The 20350-nt window shown below is 70.3% G+C and carries 15 protein-coding genes and 1 pseudogene; 5 read left to right on the top strand and 11 right to left on the bottom strand.

The features are described 5' to 3' along the window. Positions 1-18: 18 nt before the first annotated feature. Both Sri02f_RS12165 and Sri02f_RS12160 read right to left on the bottom strand, forming a co-directional pair. Entirely contained in the window at positions 19-495 is a 477-nt protein-coding gene (locus Sri02f_RS12165; protein ID WP_069767594.1) for a roadblock/LC7 domain-containing protein, read from the bottom strand. Beyond that, on the bottom strand, positions 492-3845 hold the full coding sequence (locus tag Sri02f_RS12160; RefSeq protein ID WP_174855634.1) for an ATP-binding protein: 3354 nt from the start codon (positions 3843-3845) through the stop codon (positions 492-494). The genes Sri02f_RS12165 and Sri02f_RS12160 overlap by 4 nt, the downstream gene beginning before the upstream one ends. A gap of 399 nt (positions 3846-4244) precedes the next feature. Here Sri02f_RS12160 and Sri02f_RS12155 point away from each other — a divergent pair, with 399 nt between their 5' ends. Next, a complete protein-coding gene (locus Sri02f_RS12155; RefSeq protein WP_109001155.1) occupies positions 4245-5204 on the top strand; it encodes an ABC transporter substrate-binding protein in 960 nt (319 codons plus the stop codon). Between the two features lie 441 nt (positions 5205-5645). After that, positions 5646-7913, top strand: coding sequence for an aromatic amino acid lyase (locus Sri02f_RS42695; RefSeq protein ID WP_245970605.1), 2268 nt, complete (start codon positions 5646-5648; stop codon positions 7911-7913). Between the two features lie 66 nt (positions 7914-7979). Here the strand turns inward: Sri02f_RS42695 and Sri02f_RS12140 are convergent, their stop codons facing one another. Further along, positions 7980-9350, bottom strand: a complete 1371-nt coding sequence (locus tag Sri02f_RS12140; protein WP_109001154.1) for a glycoside hydrolase family 43 protein — start codon at positions 9348-9350, stop codon at positions 7980-7982. Between the two features lie 209 nt (positions 9351-9559). Between Sri02f_RS12140 and Sri02f_RS12135 the strand changes: the two genes are divergently transcribed. Next, complete coding sequence (locus Sri02f_RS12135; RefSeq protein ID WP_109001153.1) at positions 9560-9976, top strand: ankyrin repeat domain-containing protein; 417 nt, start codon at positions 9560-9562, stop codon at positions 9974-9976. A 120-nt stretch (positions 9977-10096) separates the two neighbouring features. On the opposite strand, the pseudogene Sri02f_RS12130 reads toward Sri02f_RS12135, so the two are convergent. From Sri02f_RS12130 to Sri02f_RS12100, 7 genes and pseudogenes are all read right to left on the bottom strand, one after another. Next, a pseudogene (locus Sri02f_RS12130) lies at positions 10097-10706 on the bottom strand (GTP-binding protein). After that, positions 10693-11049 carry a DUF742 domain-containing protein gene (locus Sri02f_RS12125; protein ID WP_109001152.1) on the bottom strand — a complete coding sequence of 119 codons (357 nt, stop codon included), beginning with the start codon at positions 11047-11049 and terminating at the stop codon, positions 10693-10695. The pseudogene Sri02f_RS12130 and the gene Sri02f_RS12125 overlap by 14 nt, the downstream one beginning before the upstream one ends. A gap of 1 nt (position 11050) precedes the next feature. Beyond that, a complete protein-coding gene (locus Sri02f_RS12120; RefSeq protein ID WP_069767649.1) occupies positions 11051-11485 on the bottom strand; it encodes a roadblock/LC7 domain-containing protein in 435 nt (144 codons plus the stop codon). An 11-nt stretch (positions 11486-11496) separates the two neighbouring features. Further along, on the bottom strand, positions 11497-14130 hold the full coding sequence (locus tag Sri02f_RS12115; protein ID WP_109001151.1) for a sensor histidine kinase: 2634 nt from the start codon (positions 14128-14130) through the stop codon (positions 11497-11499). Positions 14131-14243: 113 nt separating this feature from the next. Then, the gene (locus Sri02f_RS12110; protein WP_109001150.1) at positions 14244-15257 is read right to left on the bottom strand and encodes a substrate-binding domain-containing protein; all 1014 of its coding nucleotides are present in this window, start codon (positions 15255-15257) and stop codon (positions 14244-14246) included. Positions 15258-16049: 792 nt separating this feature from the next. Beyond that, the gene (locus Sri02f_RS12105; protein ID WP_109001149.1) at positions 16050-16529 is read right to left on the bottom strand and encodes a DUF6114 domain-containing protein; all 480 of its coding nucleotides are present in this window, start codon (positions 16527-16529) and stop codon (positions 16050-16052) included. Then, complete coding sequence (locus tag Sri02f_RS12100; RefSeq protein WP_109001148.1) at positions 16529-17194, bottom strand: DUF6230 family protein; 666 nt, start codon at positions 17192-17194, stop codon at positions 16529-16531. The genes Sri02f_RS12105 and Sri02f_RS12100 overlap by 1 nt, the downstream gene beginning before the upstream one ends. A 677-nt stretch (positions 17195-17871) precedes the next feature. Here Sri02f_RS12100 and Sri02f_RS12095 point away from each other — a divergent pair. After that, entirely contained in the window at positions 17872-18519 is a 648-nt protein-coding gene (locus Sri02f_RS12095; RefSeq protein ID WP_109001147.1) for a Tat pathway signal sequence domain protein, read from the top strand. A 184-nt stretch (positions 18520-18703) separates the two neighbouring features. Here the strand turns inward: Sri02f_RS12095 and Sri02f_RS12090 are convergent, their stop codons facing one another. Further along, entirely contained in the window at positions 18704-19669 is a 966-nt protein-coding gene (locus Sri02f_RS12090; protein WP_109001146.1) for a lytic polysaccharide monooxygenase auxiliary activity family 9 protein, read from the bottom strand. Between Sri02f_RS12090 and Sri02f_RS43840 the strand changes: the two genes are divergently transcribed. Continuing rightward, positions 19651-20235, top strand: a complete 585-nt coding sequence (locus tag Sri02f_RS43840; RefSeq protein WP_307721031.1) for a proprotein convertase P-domain-containing protein — start codon at positions 19651-19653, stop codon at positions 20233-20235. The two genes, Sri02f_RS12090 and Sri02f_RS43840, sit on opposite strands and share 19 nt — an antisense overlap. Positions 20236-20350 lie beyond the last annotated feature (115 nt).

The following is a 20350-nucleotide window of genomic DNA, read 5'->3' as shown; positions in this document are numbered from 1 at the left end:
CTCTACGGTGGCACGCGGTCAACGCGTACGCGTGACGCCGACGCTGTTCTTCAGCTCCAGGACGAGCTGCGGACTGAGCGCGGTGCCGGCGCGGTTGGCGAACACCGTCATCTCGTAGGCGATGTTGCCCAGCTTGGCCTCCTTGTCGGTGACCACGCCGAGCACGGCGCCGCTGCCGATCGCGGAGACCAGGACGTGACCGCCCTCCAGGTCGATGATGACCTTGTTCAGGCCCCCCAGGCCGTAGTTGCCGGAGGCGCCCGCGGCCAGGCTGGTGATGCCCGAGACGATCGCGGCCAGCCGTTCGGAGTCGGCGTGCTCGCGCAGCTCCGACACGGCGATCAGCAGCCCGTCGGAGGACACCGCGATGGCGTCCACGACCCCTGCGGTCTCCGTGGCGAAACGGTTGAGCAGCCAGGTGAAGTCGGCTGCGGCGGCCCGCAGATCGGTCGGCCTGGCGTCTCCGGCGGGAGTCTCACCTGTCGACGTGCTCACTGCTCGGCTCCTTCCGGAAGGTGGTTCTGGTGGCGCGGTGTGTCCCGGACGGCGATCGGGTCGGCCATCGGGTCCGTCCGGTCGGACGGCGTGGACGGGTCGGACGGCACTGTCCGATCGGTCCGGTCGAGCGAGTCGGGCGAGTCGGACGGGTCGGACGGGTCGGACGGCTCTGTCCGGTCGGTCCGGTCGGGCTGAACGCCGGGGCGCTGATCGGCGCCATGGTCGGGACGGCCGTCGGTCCGGCCTCCGACCGCGTCTTCGGTGGGGGCGACGGGGTGGGCGTCCGCGCGGATGCCGGCGGGGCTCGGGTGCTCGCCGGTGTCCCCGGCGCTGTCCCGGTGCGCCCGGGCGACAGCCGCCTCGAACTCCTCCAGCGCGCTGCGCACGGCGTCCGCGTCGGCCGGGCGGGCCGCCCGGCGTGCCGTCTGCTGAGCGGCGGCCTCGGCGGTCGTCCGCAGCGTGGCGCCGCGTACCCGTCGCCGCAGGGGACGGGCCGCGTCGCCGCCGCCGGTCGGCGCGTCGCCGCCGGCGCGGGCGGACGGCCCCGCCGCCAGGGCCTCGGACACCGCTCGGGATGCGGCGGCGCCGAACGGGGCCGTGGGAGTGCCGACCGGGGTTGCGGGAGTGTCGATCGGAGCCTTGGGGGCGGTGGGGCCCGCGGGACGGTGATCGGCCCGATCGGCCCGATCGGCTCGCTCGGCGAGTTCGGCCTGTTCGGCGACTTCGGCCGGGTCGGCCGCCGCGCGCCGGTGGACTGACGACTCGGGAGTGCGGGGCGCCGGGACGCCGTGCCCGGGTGTCCCGCCTCGCGGCCCGGTCGCCCGCTCGGCAGGGGCCTCACTCGGGTCGGCGGCGGTGGCGGCGGTGGCGCTGGCGGACGGCACGGAAGTGACGGAAGTGGTGGACGCGGTGGACGTGGTGGCGATCCGGGCGTCGGACGGGTTCGGAGCAGCGACCGTCTCGGACCGGCCCGCCGCCCGAGCGGAGTCGTCGGCCTCGGTCGTGCGCGCGGGCTCCCCGGCCTCGTCCGTGCGGCTGTGGGCGGAGGGCACGGCGGTGCGCGGGTGGGCGGCGCGCTCTGCTGTGCGCGGGTGGGCCGGGGACTCGGCGCTGGAAGCACCGGTCGTCGGGTCCCCGGCGCCGGCCTTCGCGGTGGGTGAGGGCTCGGTCTCCCGGTCGGCGGGGGACGGGTCACGGCGGGGGACCCGGCGAGGCAGCGCGGCCGGATCGTCCTCGTGCGTGGCCCAGGAGGGGACCGAGGCCGACGGGGAGGGACCGGCCGCGGGGGCCGAGGGGGCGGCCGGCGCGACGGCGGACCGGGCGGCGGACGTTCCGAGCGCGCCGGGCCTGCCGGCCGCCTCCACCTCGCTCGTCGTCACCAGCAGCGTCGAGGGGATCATCACCTCGGCCGTCACACCGCCGCCAGGGGTGCGTGACAGGGTGACGTCGACGTCCCAGCGGCGGGCGAGCGCGCCGACCACGAACAGGCCGAGGACCTTCGTCGGGACGACGTCGAGGCGTTCGCGGCGCACCAGGCGGGCGTTCTCCTCGGCGAGGCGATCGGCGCTCATGCCCAGGCCGTGGTCGGAGACGGTGATGGACGCGCCGTCGTCGTCGGCGCCCACGACCACCTCGACGGGGCTGCCCTCGGGCGAGAACGACACCGCGTTCTCCAGGAGTTCGGCGATCATCAGCGTCAGGTCGCCGATGATGTCGGGTTCCACCATGGTGTCGGTCGCGGCCCGCAGCCGGACCCGCTGGAAGCCCTCGATCTGGCCGAGGGCGGCGCGCACGACGTTGGTGAGCGCGGTCGGTCCGGCGTCCAGAACGGTCTCGCGGATGCCCGCGAGCAGCATCAGGCTGTCGGCGTTGCGGCGCAGACGCACCGCGATGTGGTCGATGGAGTAGAGACGTGCCAGCAGCGCCGGGTCGGTCTCACCGCGCTCCACCGCGTCGATCAGGGCAAGTTGACGTGTCGTCAGGTTGCTGACTCGGCGGCCGACGTTGCCGAACATCTCGGCGACGTTGCGCCGGCTGAGCACCTGGCGCTCCAGCAGCGCCGCCGCGGTCGTCTGGACGTTGTTGAAGGCCTCGGCGAGTTCGCCGATCTCGTCGTCGGCGGTGACCGGCAGCTCGCGCAGCCGCGGGGAGCCGGACTCCTCGGCGTCGTCGTCGGCGACCCGGGCGAGCTCGCGGCCCGCGACGTCGGCGACCTCCTGGGCGGCTCCTGTCAGCGCCAGCACCGGACGGACCACGGAGCGGCGGACCAGGATGGAGAACGCGATCCACACGGCGAAGCAGAGCAGCGCCAGAGTGAGCAGCAGGCTCGCGCGCCACTGGGCGCTGGAAGCGGTGTCGTCCGCCCGGTCGGCGATCTGGTCGATAAGCGACGCGGTGATCTTCAGTCGGACCGCGGCCTGCGAGCTGTAGTCGGGGTAGGAGGCGAGCGCGTCCCGGAACGAGGCGCGGATCGCGGCCTTCGACTCCGCCTGCAACGCGCTGGGATCCACGGCCAGTTCGGCGTAGTCCTTGCTGATCGACGCTTGCGAGGAGTTGTGCTCGATGCCGCCGAACTCCTCGGACTGCGCCTCGTCGGCGAACCGGTCGAAGCGCTCCGCCTGGTAGGTGAACAGCTCGTAGGAGCCGACCGCGCCGGTGAACTCGATGAGCGCGTTGCTGTCGCCGGTGCGCGCGGAGAACACGCCGGTCTCCCAGGCGCCGTGCGCGGCGTCGGCGCGCAGCAGCGAGTCGAGGAGGTTGCCGGTGAAGGTGGTGGCCAGCGCGGAGTTGCGGTCCAGGTTCAGACCGTCGATGAGACCGTCGGCCGTTCCCGAGTAGGCCGGGTCGATGTTGTCCGCGGGAAGATAACCCTGCTCGATGGTGGACCGCAGCCCTGCCAGGCCCTGGACCTCCTTCAGAGCCTGGACCTCCGAAGCCGGCAGCCGGTCGCCGAAGGCGTCGAGCACCTTCTGCACCTGTGCGTCAACGGTGAGTTGAGCCTGCCGGTAACCGTCGCTGGAGGGGGTGCCGGAGTCGAAGGCCGCCTCGTGCCGGACGGAGAGCAGGATCGCCTGCTGGTGTTCGTCCTGCAGATCGGCGACCAGCTGGGCGACCTCGGTGCTGTCGCGCACCAGCTGGGCGGCGTCCTCCGCGCGGTTGGACTCCTGCACCAGGTCGACGATGAGGTACGTCAGCAGCAGGGCGATCACCGTGAGCGGGATACCGACCAGTACGTTCAGCTTGCGCTGGAAGGGCCATCGGTCGGCGAAGCCTCGCAGCCCCCGACGGGCGGAGGACGATGCCGAGGGTGCCGACCGGGCGGGCGCGTCCACCTCTTTCGTGGACACCGGGCCTCCTTCGAGAGGGCGTTGCAAGCGTGCAAGGGGGTCGCGCATGTGTGCATTTTTGCGCACACATGTGTCCTCGCGTGACGACACTGGAGCGGCCCCCGTACACCGCTGTGGCCGACGCCGACTGCTGTGGCGGAGGCCAACTCCGGCGAGACTATCGCCTATCCGAACGGTCGAGCGTGTCGTCCCACGTCAAGAATCCATTACGAAGCGGCTTACGAACCCCCTTCCGTCGATCTCCGGGAGGTACACAGGTGATCTCCCGATCCGCACACAAGTGATCACGGATCGAAGCCAATCGGTGATCCTGCTGCTCTTGACTGATCAAGAAGCGGATGGATTGGATCGGGTCAGAGTGTTTGAGTTCTCATCAACCCCACAGCCGGAACGGGAACCGTGACTTCCAACGCCCACAGCAGCAGGTCCCTCAGGAACCACCCCGGTGCGGCGGCCGTCGCCCTCGCCGCTATGACGGCCCTGCTGGCGGGATGTTCCTCTTCATCCGACGACACCTCCGACCCGCTCGCCGGCGACAAGGCGGCCGGTGACACCGTGGTCGTCGGTTCCAACAACTTCGCCGAGAGCATCCTGATCGCCGACATCTACGGCGAGGCTCTGAAGGCCAAGGGCATCAAGGTGTCCTACAAGCCCAACATCGGCAGCCGGGAGACCACGTACGGCCTGCTCAAGAACGGTTCCATCACCGTTCTGCCGGAGTACAACGGCTCGCTGCTGGCCTACCTCGACGCGAAGGCCGAGCAGACCTCGCTCGCGACCGTGAACGCCGCGGTGAAGGCCAAGCTCGACTCAAAGCTGACGCTGCTGGAGTCGTCGCCGGCCGAGGACAAGGACTCCGTCACCGTCAACGCGGCGACCGCGGAGAAGTACAACCTCACCGCGACGTCCACGCTCGCCGATCTCAAGGACGTCGCGCCGAAGCTGGTCCTCGGCGGATCCCCCGAGTTCCAGACCCGCCAGCAGGGACTCCTCGGCCTCGACTCGGTGTACGGGCTGAAGTTCAAGTCCTTCAAGGCGCTCGACGCGGGCGGCCCGCTGACCCAGGCCGCGTTGAAGAAGGACACCGTGCAGGCCGCGGACATCTTCACCACGGACCCGACCATCATCAAGGAGAAGTTCGTCGTCCTCCAGGACCCGAAGAACCTCTTCGGCTTCGCGAACGTGACCCCGCTGGTCTACAAGAGCGGGCTCTCGCAGGACGGCGTCGCCGCGCTCAACGCCGTCTCCGCCAAGCTCGACACGAAGACCCTGCTCGACCTGGACTCCCAGGTGCAGCTGCAGAGCAAGGACCCGCTCGACGTGGCCAAGGCCTGGCTGAAGTCGGCCGGCCTGGGCTGAGGTTCCGCGACTCCGCAGTCGGTCGGTCGGGTCGGTAGGTCGGGCGATAGGTTGGCTCGGCCGGTCGGTCGGCCCAGTGGGTCCGTCGGCCCAGTGGGTCGGTTGGACCGGTGGGTCGGTTGGACCGGTGGGTCGGTCGGGTCTGGATCGGCCGGATCGGCCGACTTCGGGATCCGAGCCAGTGATTGAGCGCTCCACCGTTCCGGAGGTTCGCCGTTCCAGTGCCTCACTGATTCGGCGGTTCACTGGCTCGGTGGGTCACTGACCGAGCGGCTCACTGATCCAGTGGCTCACTGCATCAGCCATACGCCGGTCGGCCGATCTGCGGGACCGCCGAGCCGCTCGCCGCCACACTGCTACCGCCGCCGAACTCCTTCGCTGCCGGACCGCTGGACTGCTGATCCGTTGGACGTCACCGCAACCGCAAACGGACCGACCCGGGTGTCCCCGAATCGAGAGGGCGCCCAGGTCGTCCTGGACGGAACCAGGCTCACCGTCGTCGAGCTGCTCACGCTCGCCGACGGCGAAGTCGTGCCCACGGTCGCCCCCGAGGCGCGCGACCGGGCCGAGCGCTCCTGGCGGACCGCACAGCGCCTCGCCGCCTCTGGGCGGCTGTACGGCCGTGGCACCGGTGTCGGCGCGCAGCGCTCGGTGCCGGTCGAGGAGGACGACGAGACCGCGCACGGCCTGCGCCTCCTGCGCAGCCACGCGGGCGGCGCGGGGGCCCTGCTTCCCGCCCGCCAGGTGCGCGCGATGCTCGCGGTGCGCGCCAACCAGTTGCTCGCCGGCGGCTCCGGCATCCAGCCCGCCTTCATCGACGCCCTCGCCGACGCCCTTCGGCTGGGAGTCCACCCGGCCGTCAACGAGTACGGCGGGATCGGCACCGGTGACCTGACGGCCCTGGCCCAGACGGGCCTGACGCTCATCGGCGAACGCCCCTGGACGCGCCCCGAGTCGCACGGTTCGGCATGTGGGGCAGGACCGGCCGGAAACACCGCTGCCCAAGGGAGCGGAGCGGCCGATCAGGGGAGCGGGGCGGCCGGGCAGGGCTACGGGCCGGCTGGGCAGGGGCACGCGCCGGCCGTGCAGGGGCCCGAGGCGGCCGAGCAGGGCCCCGAGGCGGCCGAGCGGGGGAGTGGAACGACCCGGCGGAGGTGCGACGGGGCGGAAACGTGGGAGTCGGCGGCGGAGGCGGGGAAGCCGGGGAAGCCGAACTCAGGGCTGGCAGAACCGGGGTCGGCAGGCACGGGAACGACGGACCCGAAGCGGGCAGGCTCGCGGGACGCGACCGGGTCGGGGGGTCTCGTGGGCCCGACCGATTCCGGAGTGCGCGCTCAGCCTGTTGCTGTAAGCGTTTCCAGCGCCGTTGCCCAGCCCGTGGCAGCCGTCACCGCTGCCGATTCAGATACTGAACCGGTTACTGAATCCGTTACCGGCGTTGCTGGGGTTGCTGGGGTCGCTGTGGGCGGCGGGCTCCATGGTGGAGCTTCTCCCGTTGCACAAGCGGTTCCTGGCATGTTTGCGTCCGCGCGCCCGAACTCGCTCGCTTTCGAGGGCTCTCGCGGTGACGGGCCCGCCGGCCCGGTGCGCTTCGTGATGGTCCCCGCCGGCCGTTCCGCCGACGCGCCCCTCGACGCGCTTTCGAGAGCGGTTACCCAGGGACCCTCGGCCCACGTCCCTCCCGCCGCTGGGATTCCAGCCCGCGGACACGTCCCCGTCCCCGTCTCCACCTCTGTCCCTCGCGCTGCCGCGACCGCCGCCGGGACTCCCGCTCCCGTCGTCCTGCGGGCCGGTGACGCCCTGGCGTTGCTCAGCAGCAACGCCCTCGCGCTCGGCCAGGCCGCGCTCGCCCAGGGGGAGCTGGAGGTGCTGCTGAGGGCCACGCATGCCGTCGCCGCGCTGTCCCTAGCTGCGGTGTCCGGCTCACCCGAGGCCTACGCAGCGCCTGTGCACGCCCTGCGTCCCTATCCCGGCGCAGCCCGTGCGGCGAGCGAGGTGCGGCGGCTGCTCGGGCTCCCCGACGAGCCGCCGCCCCGCTCGGGAGGGCGCATCCAGGACCCCTTCGGTTTTCGGGCCTTTCCACAGGTACATGGGTGCGTGCTGGACGCCTGTGAGCGACTGCGCGAGGTCGTCGAGGTGGAGATCAACTGCCCGTCCGAGAACCCGCTCATGGATGCCGACGCCGCTGCCGCGTACCACCATGGCGGCTTCTTCGCCGCGCCGCTGGGACTGGCCCTGGACGCTGCCGTCCTGGCACTGCTGCAGACGGCCCAGCTCTCGGCCGCCCGCCTGGCTGCGCTGGGCGACCCCGGACTCACCGGCCTGCCCCCGTTCCTCGCCGCAGGACCGGTGAGCAGCTCGGGCACGATGATCCTGGAGTACACCGCCAATTCGGCTCTGGCGGAGCTGCGTTCGGCTGCGGCGCCCGCCTCGGCGGGGCACGCGGTCCTCTCCCGGGGCCTGGAGGAGGCCGCCAGCTTCGCCGGCCAGGCCGCCCGCCAGACCCTGCGCGCGGTGGACGCCTACGCCACCGTCCTGGCCTGCGAACTCGTCAGCGCTGTGAGGGCGTTGAAATTGCACACGCAGCCGCCCCGCGTCGCGGCGCTTGCGGTGGCGACGGCGGCCCTGCCCACGGATACGCAGGACCGCCCTCTGACCGACGACGTGACCACGGCCGTCCGACTGCTGCCGGTGCTGGCCGGTCTGTGAGACGGACGCGTTCTCGCGCCGCCCTCGCTCAGTAGCCGACGTAGCGCTCAGTAGCCGACGTAGCGCTCAGTAGCCGACGTAGAACGTGGCGTCCTGCTGCTCCGTGGCCGTCGAGATCGGGTCGATGCGCAGCACGTAGTTCGAGTGCCGTATGTAACGGGTCGGGTTGTTGTACGAGCGGAACGACGACCAGCCGGCGTCTGCCAGGCCCGCCGTGCGGTAGAAGGTCGCGTCCCCGGCGAACGTCGAGGTCCCGTCGTTGACGTCGAGTTGGAGCTGGTAGTTGTAGTGCCGCAGGTAGCGGGTCGGGTAGTTCACCGATCGGAAGGAGACGCCCGAGCTGTCCGCGAGGCCCGGCACCAGCGTCCACTGCGAGTCCTTGTACGGCTCGACCGGGTACTCGTCGATGCGGCCGACGTAGTCGGAGTGACGGACGTATCGCGCGGGGAAGTTGTAGGACTTCAGACGGTTCCAGGCCGGGGCGCCCCACTTGGCGACGAGGTTGGTGTACTGGGCCGACGTGATCGTCGTGATGCCGCAGTGCTTGGAGTTGACCGGCTGGGTGTAGGTCCTCTGGTCCAGCGGGGACCAGGTGCCCGCCGACAGATCCGTGGACTGCCAGGCGTAGAACACGCCGTTGGGGGTGTAGGTGTCACCCCAGAGCCACCATGTGGCGGAGGTGAGGGACTTGACCAGGGTCGGCGCCTCGGTTCCGCCGTGCGCGACCCCCGTGTTGAAGACCGTGAAGCTGCCCGGGTCGAGGGAGCTGGACCGGGCGCCCACCAGGGTCTGGTCCTTCTTGAAGTAGAGGTAGTTGACGCCGTTCACGCCGACGGCCATGTCGCCGTCGATCACGTCGTAGCCGGGGTCGAAGAAGACCTGAGGGGCGGAGGCGGTGACGAAGTCGGTGGTGTAGTTGACCATGATCACGTTGTGGCCGCTGCTGTTGACGGCGGAGTAGATGAGTGCGTACTGGCCGCGGCTCGCGTCCCAGAACGCCTCCGGCGCCCAGCTATGGGTGTTCATGTCGTGCAGCTTCAGCCGGTGGTAGCCGGTGAAGGTGCGCAGGTCGGTCGAGTTCCAGACGTGGACGTACTGGCTGACGTAGTTCCAGTCGGTGCCCTTGAGGTCGGTGGCGAGCACGACGAAGGTGCCGTCCTGCTTGCGCAGGATGAACGGGTCGCGCAGGCCGAGCGAGCCCTCGGTGGGGGTGACCACCGGGTTGTTCTGGTTGAGCGGCATCCAGCGCAACCCGTCCGTGCTGACCGCGAGATGGAGGCCGTAGTCCGTGCCGTCGCCGAGCTTCGTCGACTCGGTGAAGTACCCCATCACATAAGCCGAGTCGGCTGCCTGGGCGGCCGGGACGCCGAGGGTGAGGGCCAGCGGGACGGAGGCGGCCGCGCCGAGGAAGAGGCGGCGGGACGGGTTGGGGGTCATGTGCGCTCCAGGGGGTGCGGGGTGCCCTTTGCCGCCGACCGAATATTCGATATATCGAACTCGGTTCGGCGAGTCGGTCAGAAGGTAGGGGCGAGAGGGGAACAGGTCAATCACTGGGACACGCTTGGCGGTTTCCCGCCTCGTGCCTGTGAGCGGCCCATGGAAATTCCGGAGATCCCGTCCACGGGCCCGGGCTAGTCTCGGCGAGCGTGAACAGAAGACGGCAGAAGAAACTCACGTCGCGCCTGGTCGCGGCGGCTCTGTGCGGGACCGCTCAGGACGTCGACCGCTTGCTGCGGGCCGGCGCGGACCCGGCGACGGCCGACGCCGAGGGCACTACCCCGTTGTATACGGCCTGTGTCCAGGGTGCGGCCGACGTGGCGCGCAGACTGCTGGAGGCCGGCGCGCCGCCCGACGCCGAGAGCACCGGCACCGGCGCCGAGGGCACCCCGCTGTGCGCGGCCGCCTGTTGGGGCCACGTCGAGGCCGTCCGCGTCCTTCTCGCCCATGGCGCGGACCCAGCACTTCGCGAGGACCACGGCACCGGGCTGACGCCCCTCGAATGGGCCACCACGGGGCCCCACCCCGAGACGATCGCCGTACTGCGCGCGGCCGGTGCCCACTGACGGGTCCTGCCCGTGTGACGGGCTCAGCCCGAGCGATGCGACCTGCCCAAGAGGTCGGCGCCTACCCCCAAGGCAGTTTCAGCGGGTCCAGGGGGATGAGCGTGTGTGGCTTGGCCGGGGTCAGTCGGGTGGGGTTGACCGCAGGGTGAAATCGTCGATCAGTCGGTCGATCAGAGCGATCAGCACATCGCGGCACGACTCACGTTCCCGCGCGTCGCACAGCAACACGGGAACGTTTTCCGGCAGTGCCAGGGACTCCCTGATCTCCTCCGTGGGATACGGGTGCAAGCCATGGAAACCGTTCACGGCAACGACGAACGGGATTTTCCGCCGCTCGAAGAAGTCGACGGCGGCGAAGCTGGACGCCGGTCGGCGCACGTCGATGAGGACCACCGCCCCCCAGCGCACCGATCGCCAGGTCGTTCCACATGAACCAGAACCGTTGCTGGCCGGGCGTGCCGAAGAGGTACAGCACCAGGTCGTCGCCGATGGAGATCCGCCCGAAGTCGAGGGCCACGGTGGTGGACCGCTTCTCCTCGATGCCCTTCAGATCGTCGACGTCCAGCCCCGCCGCCGTCAGCGGCTCCTCCGTGCGCAGCGGCGTGATCTCGCTGACCGCCCCGACCATGGTCGTCTTGCCGACGCCGAAGCCGCCCGCGATGAGGATCTTCACCGTGTCGGGGGCCGCCGCCGACGCGGCCGGAGAAGCGGCGGTGTCAGATCCGGCCAAGGCCGTCCCTCACTTTCTGCAGCAGATCCAGGTCATGGGCGCCGGTGACTGAGCGAGGCGGCCGGGCCGTGATCAGCCCCGCCTCCAGCAGATCGCAGAGCATGATGACGACCACGCTGACCGGCAGGTCGAGATGAGCCGCGAGTTCCGCCACCGCGACCGGCCGAGCACACAGCCGCAGCATCCGGCCGTGCTCCGGCTGGGGTCGCGTCGTCCGTTCGGGCGGCGGGTCCACCGCGGTCACCGTGGTGATGAGCGTGAAGTCGGCGCGGCTGGGCCGGGTCCGTCCACCGGTGAGGGCGAACGGCCTGACGAGCCGGCCCGCTTCGTCGCCTCCGCTCACCTCACCCGCCGTTGGTGCGGACGGCGGGACCGACATGGGCCCGCGGTGCCGCGCTGAGGTGCTCGCCGATCTTCTTCACCAGCATGTTCATCTGGTACGCCACCACGCCGACGTCCGCGTTCTTCCCCGCCAGCACGACGAGGTGGGCGCCCGGGCCGGCCGACGTGAGGATCAGATAGCTGTTGGCCATCTCGATGAGCGCCTGGCGCACAGGGCCGCCGCGGAAATCCATGCTGACGCCTTTGCTGAGGCTCATCAGGCCGGACGCGGTCGCCGCCAGCCGTTCCGCGTCCTCCCGCAGGAATCCGGTGGACTTGCTCACCACCAGGCCGTCCTCCGAGAGCACGACGGCCTGGTTGACGTCGGCGACCCGGTCGACGAGACCGGTGAGCAGCTGGTCGAGCTGGGTGTTGGTGCCGGGGACGGAGGGTGTCATCGCGGTGTCCTTCATGAGCGGTCGGCGGGCGGGGGCGAGGTCTTGGAGGCGCCGGTGGCGGTCACCGGCGGGCCGACGTCCTGCACGGCGGCCGTCTCCTGAGGTCCGGAGTGTGGCTCGTCGGCATCGGCATCGGCGTCCGTGTCGGCGAGGGCCAGCAGGGTGCCGCGCTGGAAGCCGGCGAGCGAGGAGGCTGCGCGCTCGGCGGTGAAATCGTCCGGGAAACCGTTTTCCTCGGCGTATCCGGCACAGACAGCGGATACGGCGTCGTCGCGCAACTCGGTGGCGAGGCTGGTCTGCGGTACCCGGCGGGGCAGCGGGACAAGCCCACCAGGACGGCCGGCCGATTCCGGGCCCGGGACCGCGACCGGGACCGGGACCGGGACCGCCGAACGCTCCCGCGCCTGGTCTTGGCCCTTGGCTTGGTCCTTGGCCTGATCCTTGGCTGGGTCCTTGGCTCGGTCTTTGGCCGGGTCCTGCTCCGGGTCGGACCCTCCCGGTCCCTCGCCGGCGGGCGCAGCCCGTGTCACTGCGGAGTCCTCCGGTGCCTCGACGCCAGGCTTCCGCGCCGTGTCAGCAGCGTTCGCGTCCGCGTGCCGTGGCGGATCCGACGGCCCTCGTCCCCGGGGCGTAAGGCCTGTGTCCGGGCGCAGTGACCCCGCGGCAGCGGGGGCGTCGGGCAGGTCGTCCGCCGGGGACCGGTCGTCGGCCGCGTCGAGGACCACGATGTCGTGCGGGACCAGCACGATCGCGGTGGTGCCGCCGTACGGCGAGGAGCGCAGCGTCACGGCGATGCCGTGCCGGGTCGCGAGCCGGGCGACCACGAACATGCCCAGGCGCAGGTCGTCGGCGAGCGCCACCACGTCGAACTGCGGAGGGACCGCCAACTGCTCGTTGAACGACGCGTAGTCGTCCTCGGGCATGCCGAGCCCGCGGTCCTCCACCTCGATCGCCAGCCCCTTGGCCACCAGCGTCGCCCGGACCCCGACCGGGGACGGTGCGGGCGAATAGGAGGTCGCGTTGTCGATGAGCTCGGCCAGCAGATGGATGACGTCCGCCACGGCGGGCGGCGCGATGGCCACCTCCTCCTCGGTGTGCACCTCCACCCGCCGGTACTCGGCGACCTCTCCGACGGCGCTGCGCAGGATGTCGATCAGAGCCACCGGCTCCGCCCAGCTGCGCCCCGGCCGGCCACCGCTGATGATGACCAGGTTCTCCTCGTAGCGTCGCAACTGGCTTGCTGTGGAGTCGAGTTCGTACAGCCCGTTCAGGACGTCGGGGTCCTGGTGCTGACGCTCCAGCGCGTCGAGCTTGCTGAGCTGGAGGTTGACCAGGTTCTGGCTCTGCCGGGCGATGCCCAGGATGACCTTCTGGAAACCGCGCCGGGTGTCGGCGAGTTCCACCGCCGTGAGCACGGCAGTGCGCTGCGCGGTGTTGAACGCCTGGGCCACCTGACCGAGTTCGTCGCTCCCGTAGTCCAGTGGCGGGGTCTCCGCGTCCACGTCTACGGTCTCTCCCCGGTCCAGCCGGGCCACCACGTCCGGAAGCCGCTCGTGCGCCAGGCTCAGCGTGGCCATCCGCAGCCCGAGCAGCCGCCGCGACAAGGAGCGGGTGATCCGCCAGGACATGCCGATGCACACCAGCAGGGCGAGGAGACCGCCGGCGCTCAGCGAGGCGGCCTTGATCAGCAGCCCGCGGGAGTCGTCCGCGCTGTGCTGCAGCAGGGTCGCGGTCTGCTGCCGGATCAGCTCCGAGTACTGGTCGGAGACGTCGATGAGCGCGGCGCGCCAGGCCTTCTGCACGTCCGGCAAAACGATGTCACCGCTTTCGCTCTGTTTCGCGCGAGCGGCGAGCACCTTGTCCTCGATGGCCTCCAGGGTCTGCCACCGGTAGCTCGTCAGGATCTCCTCGGTCGCCGCTTTCGCGTCACCGGTGAGCGAGGGGACGATCTGGTCCTGCACCAACCAGCGACGACTGTGGACCAGTTGCGCGAACTGCGCCCAAGTCTTCTCGTCCATCCGGCCCTTGGGGCCGGCCAGGGTGAGCTGCAGGTCTTCTTCGGAGACCAGCTCGGCAGCGTGCTCCAGTGCCACGAGCGGCCCCGCCTGTGAGGTGAGGTCGCCGTCGTCGACCTGGGACAGCTCCTGGAAGGCATGGATCTGGTCGTCAATGATGGACGTGTACTGGTCCAGAGCCTGCGCGGCGGTGATGTCGACGGGGTCGTCCACCTGACCACGGTAGTACTCCAGGCTGCTGACGGAGGCGACGACCGAGTAAAGCCGGTCGCGGACACGGGCGGGCGCCTTGTGGATGTCGTCCGCCCGGGACACCAGTTTGGCGACCGCTTCGTCCGTCTTCGTGCGCTGCGCCTCCAGCGGGGCCTGGGATCCGCCGGGCCCGGAAGCCAGCCACACGGCCGACAGACTGCGCTCCTGCTGCAGCGCGAGCGTCGCTTCGGTGCCCATGGCACCGGTGGACCGGCTCAGTTCCGTCTGCGCGCGCAGCCGAAGCCCCTCGGTGAACATCTGGGTCGTCGTCACACCCCACATGGCGGTGAGGGTGACGCCGGGCACCAGGGCCAGCAGGATCAGGGAGAGACGTATGGAGCCGAGACGGCGGCGCCGGGCGCCTGACCGTGGAGACATGGCCGTCCTAGGAACGATCAGCGGGGAGGGAGAGAAGGAGAGGGAGAGAAGGGGAGGTGGAGAGGGAGTCGGCGCGGGGGGGAAAAGGAAGACCGGGCTGGAGAACCGCCTGGTCAGCGGGTTCCGGCTGCGGCCAAGCGTGCGACCTGGGCGACGTTTGCCCGGGTGACGAAGGCAGGGCCGGTCAGTACGGGAGCCACGCCACCGCCGCTGACGTTGCCGTTGGTCCGGTGGAGCCACAGTCCGTCCACGGCCAGGTACCCCTGCAGATAGGGCTGTTGGTCGACGGCGAATTGCACTCGACCGTCGCGGACGGCCGTGACCAGGTCCTTGTTGAGGTCGAACGTGGCGATTCTGGCCTTGCTGCCCGCCTCACCGGCCGCCTTCACGGCCGCGATCGCGAACTGTGCCCCGTTGGTGATGACTTCGTCGATGTCGGGGTCCTGCCGCAGACGTGTCGTCACGGCGGCGGTCATCGCGTCCATGTCCGTTCCGTCCACGTAGAGCATGTCCGTCTCGCCGGTGAAGGTCTTCTTCACGCCCGCGCAGCGCGCCTCCAGGGCGACGTTGCCCCGCTCGTGGATGACGCACAGGGCGTGCTTGACGTCGAGGCCGTCCAGTTTGTCGCCCACGGCGCGGCCCGCGACGCTCTCGTCCTGGCCGAAGTATTCGAGGAGTCCGGTCGAACGCCAAGCGTCTATACCGGAGTTGAGGCCGACCACGGGTATGCCGGCAGCCTTGGCCGCGGCCACCGGAGTTCGCAGGGCCTGCGGTTTGGCCAGGGTCACCGCGATGCCGTCGACCTTGTCGCGGACCGCGTCCCGCACCAGCTCGGCCTGTCCGGCGCCGTCGGAGTCGCTGGCATAGGTCAGATCGACGCCGTCCTTGGCGGCCGCCGCCTCGGCGCCCTTGCGTACCAGCTCCCAGAAAGCGTCGTCCTTGGCGCCGTGGGTGATCAGGGCGATCTTGATGCGGTCGGCCGAACCGCCGGCCCTGTCCGTGGTCGAGGCGGCCAGGTCTGCGCCGGAGCAACCGGCGAGCACCAGGCAGCACGCCGCGGCCAGGGCGGCGAGGCGCAACGATCTCGGGAGTGAGGAAGAGGGAGGAACGGGGAGGGGAGTGTTCATGGGGGGCTGCACCTCGCTGTGCGGCAGAGCAGAGGGACGGGGCGAGCGGCACCGATGCGAGGGGGTGGGCACCGGCGGGGGACATTCGTTGGCTCGGAGCCAACCGTGTGTGACCGCTGGTAGTCAAGTGAGCAACCACCGGGGGTGAGGTGCCGGTGCCGCATTGTGATCCAGTGGGCCTGCGGTACGGACCAGTACGGGAAAAAACCAGGTGGATTCACTGATCGTCAATAAATTGCCGCCCGCCTGCACGCGTACGCCCGCACGCCTACGCCCGCGCTCGTACGCCTACACGCACACGCCCACACGACCACGCCCGCGCCCACGCGCGGATGACCGGGTGCCCATACCGCCAGAGGGTGGGCGGCGAGGGAGGGCCGGAGGGGGCGGGGCGGGGATCGTGCGGCATGCGGCGCGAGGGGGTGGCCGGGCGTGCGGCAAAGTTCGCAGTCGCCCCGGGATGACGAGACCGGCGGAGCCGGTGGCGGCCGGCTGTGCGCTGGTCGCCCGGCCCCGCCGGGGAGGTGACGTGCGGCCGTCCATCATGGCCGCGCGTCGGATTCGTCCTGTACCTGTTCCGTACCGCTCTTCTTCCGCTCGGCTCGGCTCGGCCTGGTCCGGTCCGGTCCGCTCCTGTTCGGCCTGCTCCGGCTGTCGTCCGATGGCGTCCGGGGCCGTCTGGTGCCGTCCGGTCCGCGTAGGCCCTTGCGGGCCGGGGGTTGCGGGCCCGTTCCGGTCCAGCGCGTTACGAGAGCGGATTCGAAACCCGGAGAGAGGGTTTCGCGACCCGGCTCAGGCGGGCCTGCCCGTCTCGGGCAGGTGGCCGCCCTTGTGGACCGTCTGGACGGTCCGCTCGGTCCGCTCGGTCCTCTCGGTCTGCTTCTGCTCGCGCTGCCTGCGACGGCTCTGGCGCGGTTCCTGGTCGGGAACCCAGCCGAAGGCCAGGCAACTGCCCACGGCGCCCATCAGGAGGCCGATGACGAAGCCGCCGATGTTGGAGGTGAGCCAGGTGCCCAGGGAGAGCATGATCGCGATGATCGAGTAGAACAGCCGCTGGGTCGGGTTGAACAGGATCAGCAGACCGCAGAGCACCATCAGGGTGGGCAGGAGGTAACCCGCCAGCCCTTGCATGCCGACGTGCAGGATGACCGGAAGCGGTGCCTTCATGGTCACCAGGATCTCGGCGCCGCCCAGGACGAGCAGCACGCCGCCTGCGAAGGGCCGGTGGCCTCTCCATCCGTGGAAGCGGTCCCGCCACTGGGTGAAGGTCATTACTTGCAGCCCTCGCTGGAGAAGCTCATCTTCAGTCCGGGGAGCTTGAAGACGGCCGCGGTGGCCGCGTAGTTGTGCTGGTACAGGTTCTTGATGACGACCGTGTCGGCCTGCTGGCCGTAGACGCCCGCGGGGCCCTGGATCGGGACCTTGTCGAAGGTGCTGGCGTCGCGGCCGATCTCGATGTTGTTGAACTCGGCGTCGCCGGTGATCTGGTCGGAGTCGATGGCCAGGTTCTTCACGCTCACCGGGGTGTTACCGCCGCCGGCCTTGAGGATGAGCTGGATGCCACCGAGGTCGACGCTCTGGCACATGTTGGTGATCTTGCCGTTCTTCACCACCGAGGTGACGACCAGGACCTGGCCGCCGGTGTCGCCCTGGTTCGGGCTGTTCTCGATCATGTTGTCAAGGCCGCCGAACTGCGCGAAGCCCTCACCGTCGAGCCGGTCGGCGGTGACGACGAACGGCATGCCGGAGATCGCGAACTGCACGCCCAGTGCGCCCTGTGCGGTGAGGACCGCGAGACCCGCGGCGACGAAGGTGGCGGGCACCGCCATCACGGCGGCCCGGCGCAGCCGGACTCGGCCGCGTCTCTCTGTGGAACCGCTTTCGGGGTTCTCGGGGGTGTTGCCGGCGGACGACGTGACGTCCGGGGACGAGGCCATGTCTGCTCCCATGCGCTAAGTCATGCGGGTTGGGCTTCAGTGGCACGTTGTCCTGGCGCGGACAGCGGCTGCCGCGCACGTCTCCTTGTGACTCCCGGAAGTCGCAAGGGCTTTCACGTTACGCAGCAGTAGCCGTCGAGGAAGTTACCGATGGTTACACCATGCGGTCAAGGGAGATGTGGAAAAAGAGTGTTCATTATGTGCCACCTGCGGAACACGGTACCGATCGACCTGCTCGCATATATCTGTCGCTCCATCAAGTTCCTTTCCAGCTATTGACGTTGGCTGAACATCAGGTCTACAACTCTCCCTGGCCCAGCCCGGATCCGTGGCGCCGGATCCGCAGCGCGGCGACAAGCTCGCGCTCCCGGACGTTTTCAGCCAGCACGGGCCCTCAGTCCGGGCTCGATCCCTTCACGGCACCGGCAAGGCCGCTTCCCCCTGTGGCCGCGGCCGGTCGCCCTTTCCGCCCGGCCCGGCCGGAGCACCCACCAGTGCCTCCGACCGGTCACCGGTCGCCTGCCGTTGTCGGTCCGTCACGTACGGAGAAGGCGTCACGGGCCGGCAGCGGTGGACGCCGAACGCGTCCCCCCATGTTGCTCCCATGCAACGCGCCGGTTTCCCTCGCACCGAACAACTCCCCTGTAGTAAACCCCCCTTGAGAAAGAGGCACCCTCATGCGCACCCGCACCCGCTCCCGCTCCCTCCTGGCCCTTGCCGGTACTGTCGCCGCCCTGTCCCTCGCCGCCGTCACCCCGGCCTCCGCTGCCGGAGCGGTCCTGACGACCGCCAACGGCGACGTCGCCGTCGGTGACGTGCTCAACGCGTCCCTGGCCAGCGGCACGACCGCCACGCTGTACTCCAGCGCGACGGGCACCAGCGGTGTCTCCTGTGCCGCGTCCGCCTTCAACGCCACCGTGACCGACAACCCGACCGCGCCCGGCACCGCCACCGAGTCGCTCACCGCGCACACGTTCGGCGGCTGCACGGCCAACGTGCTCGGCGTGCTCGGCGTCACCAGCGTCACGGTCAACAACCTGCCCTACACCACCAGCGTGGGGTCGGACGGCTCCGTGACCGTGACCCCGGCGGCCGGCTCCACCGTCCAGACCACGGTCGTGCTGCGCACGCTGCTCGGCAGCATCAACTGCGTCTACCAGGCCCCGAGCCTGACCGGCGTCGCGAGCAACGCCGACAACAGCATCACCTTCACCAGCCAGCACTTCACCAAGACGTCCGGCTCGTCGCTCTGCTTCGCCAACGGCTACTTCACCGCGAAGTACGCCCCGGTGACCGACGCGGGCGCGGCCGTCACCGTCAACTGATCACCGCTCAGCGCGACTGCTCCGAGCGCGACTGCTTTGAGCACGACTGCTTTGAGCACGACTGAACCGTGCACGGCCGGCCCGGACGCGGCCGGCCGTGCACGGACATCTCATCCGGGTGTGCGGACGCAACTGACGTCCGTGCAACCGGAGTTACGTATGCCGCCCCTTTGATCAACCGGGCTCAGCGCCGGCGAAGCCGCACGGCCAGGGCCGTCCCGCCGGTAAGGGCCAGCACCGCCGCCGCGCCGCCCGCAAGCATCGGCGCCGACGGTCCGGAGCCGGCCGTTGTGTCGGACGCCACCGGGGTGCTCCTGGGCTCGGCCACGACGGCCTGCGCCGATGACGGGGTGCCCGACGACGCGGAGCCTGAGGAGGCCGACGCGGAAGGACCGCCGGACGCCGACGACGGGGCCCCGCTCCCCGGAGACGTCGGCGTGGCCAAAACCGGCGCCTTGCTCACCGGTGTGCTCGCCGGCTTGTTCTCCGCTCTGCTTTGCGAGGCCGATGTCGAGAAAACCACGTCCGAGCAGGAGTAATAGGTGTCGGGCGTGCTGCTGTTCTGCCAGATCGTGTACAGCATCTGCCGTCCCGTCCGGTCCGCGGGCAGCTTCGCCGTGAAGCGGTAGGCGCCGTTCTTCAGCTCCGGGTCCTTGACCTCGGCGAACGGCCGCTCCGGCAGATCGGACCAGGTAAGCGGTTTCGACGGGTCGTACCCGGGTTTCGTCAGATACAGCTTGAACGTCCCGGTGTGCGCGATCGTCGAGGCGTACGTCATGCGCAGCGTCCCGCCCGGGGCCAGTCTGGTCGACGGCCAGTCGGTGCGGGCGAGGTCGAGCCCCTTGTAGGCGGCCAGGCCTCCGCTGCACAACTGCCCGTCAGGGACGGTCTGCCGGTCTCGGCCGTTCACGTTGGCCACCCGCAGGTTGTCCCAGGCCGCGAAGGAGGAGCCGTTCGCGTCGACGGCAGCCCGGCAGGCCGCCGTGCGGGCGGCGGCGCCACCCTCGGGGGAGCAGGCGTAGACCCGGCTGACCGGATCCGTCGGGGCGCCGTGCGCCTGGGCCGGCCCGGCGGCCCACAGGCCCAGCAGAAGCGGACCCACGGCGGTGGCCGCGAGGGCTGCGGTGCGGTGTGCGGTCATGCGGGGCATCGGGGACGTCTCCTCGGCCGGCGCGGGAACGGTCTGTGGTGAGTACGGGAATCCGGCGCGGCGCGTTCAGCGCCAGCGCCAGGGCCGGTTCAGCGCCAGCGCCAGGGCCGGTTCATCGCCAGTGCCAGGGCCGGTTCATCGCCAGTGCCAGTGCCGGTTCATCGCCAGTGCCAGTGCCAGGGCCAGTGCCTGCGCCCGCGAGCACCGGGCCCGCCGGATCGCATTCCGCTGGATCGGAGCCGGCAGGTTCGGAGCCGACCGGATCACATCGGCTGTTCCGTGACCGATCGTGCTCGGCGAGGGTGGGTTTCCGGCCGGATCGAGGGTTTCCCCGTATCCGTATGACCGATCCTTTGCCTCGTGACCTGGTCGTCGATCTTGTCGCGCCCGACGGGACCGCCTACCGCCTGAAGGCGGCAAGCAGCTCCGACTCCGCGGACGACCTCAACACCACCTACTCGGTCAACGCCTCCGCGGAAGCCGCCAACGGCACCTGGAAGCTGCGCGTGCAGGACACGGCCGCGCAGGACACGGGAAGGCTCAACGGCTGGAAGCTGACTTTCTGACCGAGGGTCTGGCCGACCTGTTGATCGACGTTTCCTGAAGGCCTTTCCGGCTTCTGAGCAGACCGTCGCAGTGGTCGGGTCACCATGAACGGGCGGGCCGGCCGGTGTGGATGGA

The sequence above is a fragment of the Streptomyces rishiriensis genome (genome assembly GCF_003112535.1).
Taxonomy (GTDB): domain Bacteria; phylum Actinomycetota; class Actinomycetes; order Streptomycetales; family Streptomycetaceae; genus Streptomyces; species Streptomyces rishiriensis.
This window is presented reverse-complemented; position numbering and strand designations above follow the sequence as displayed.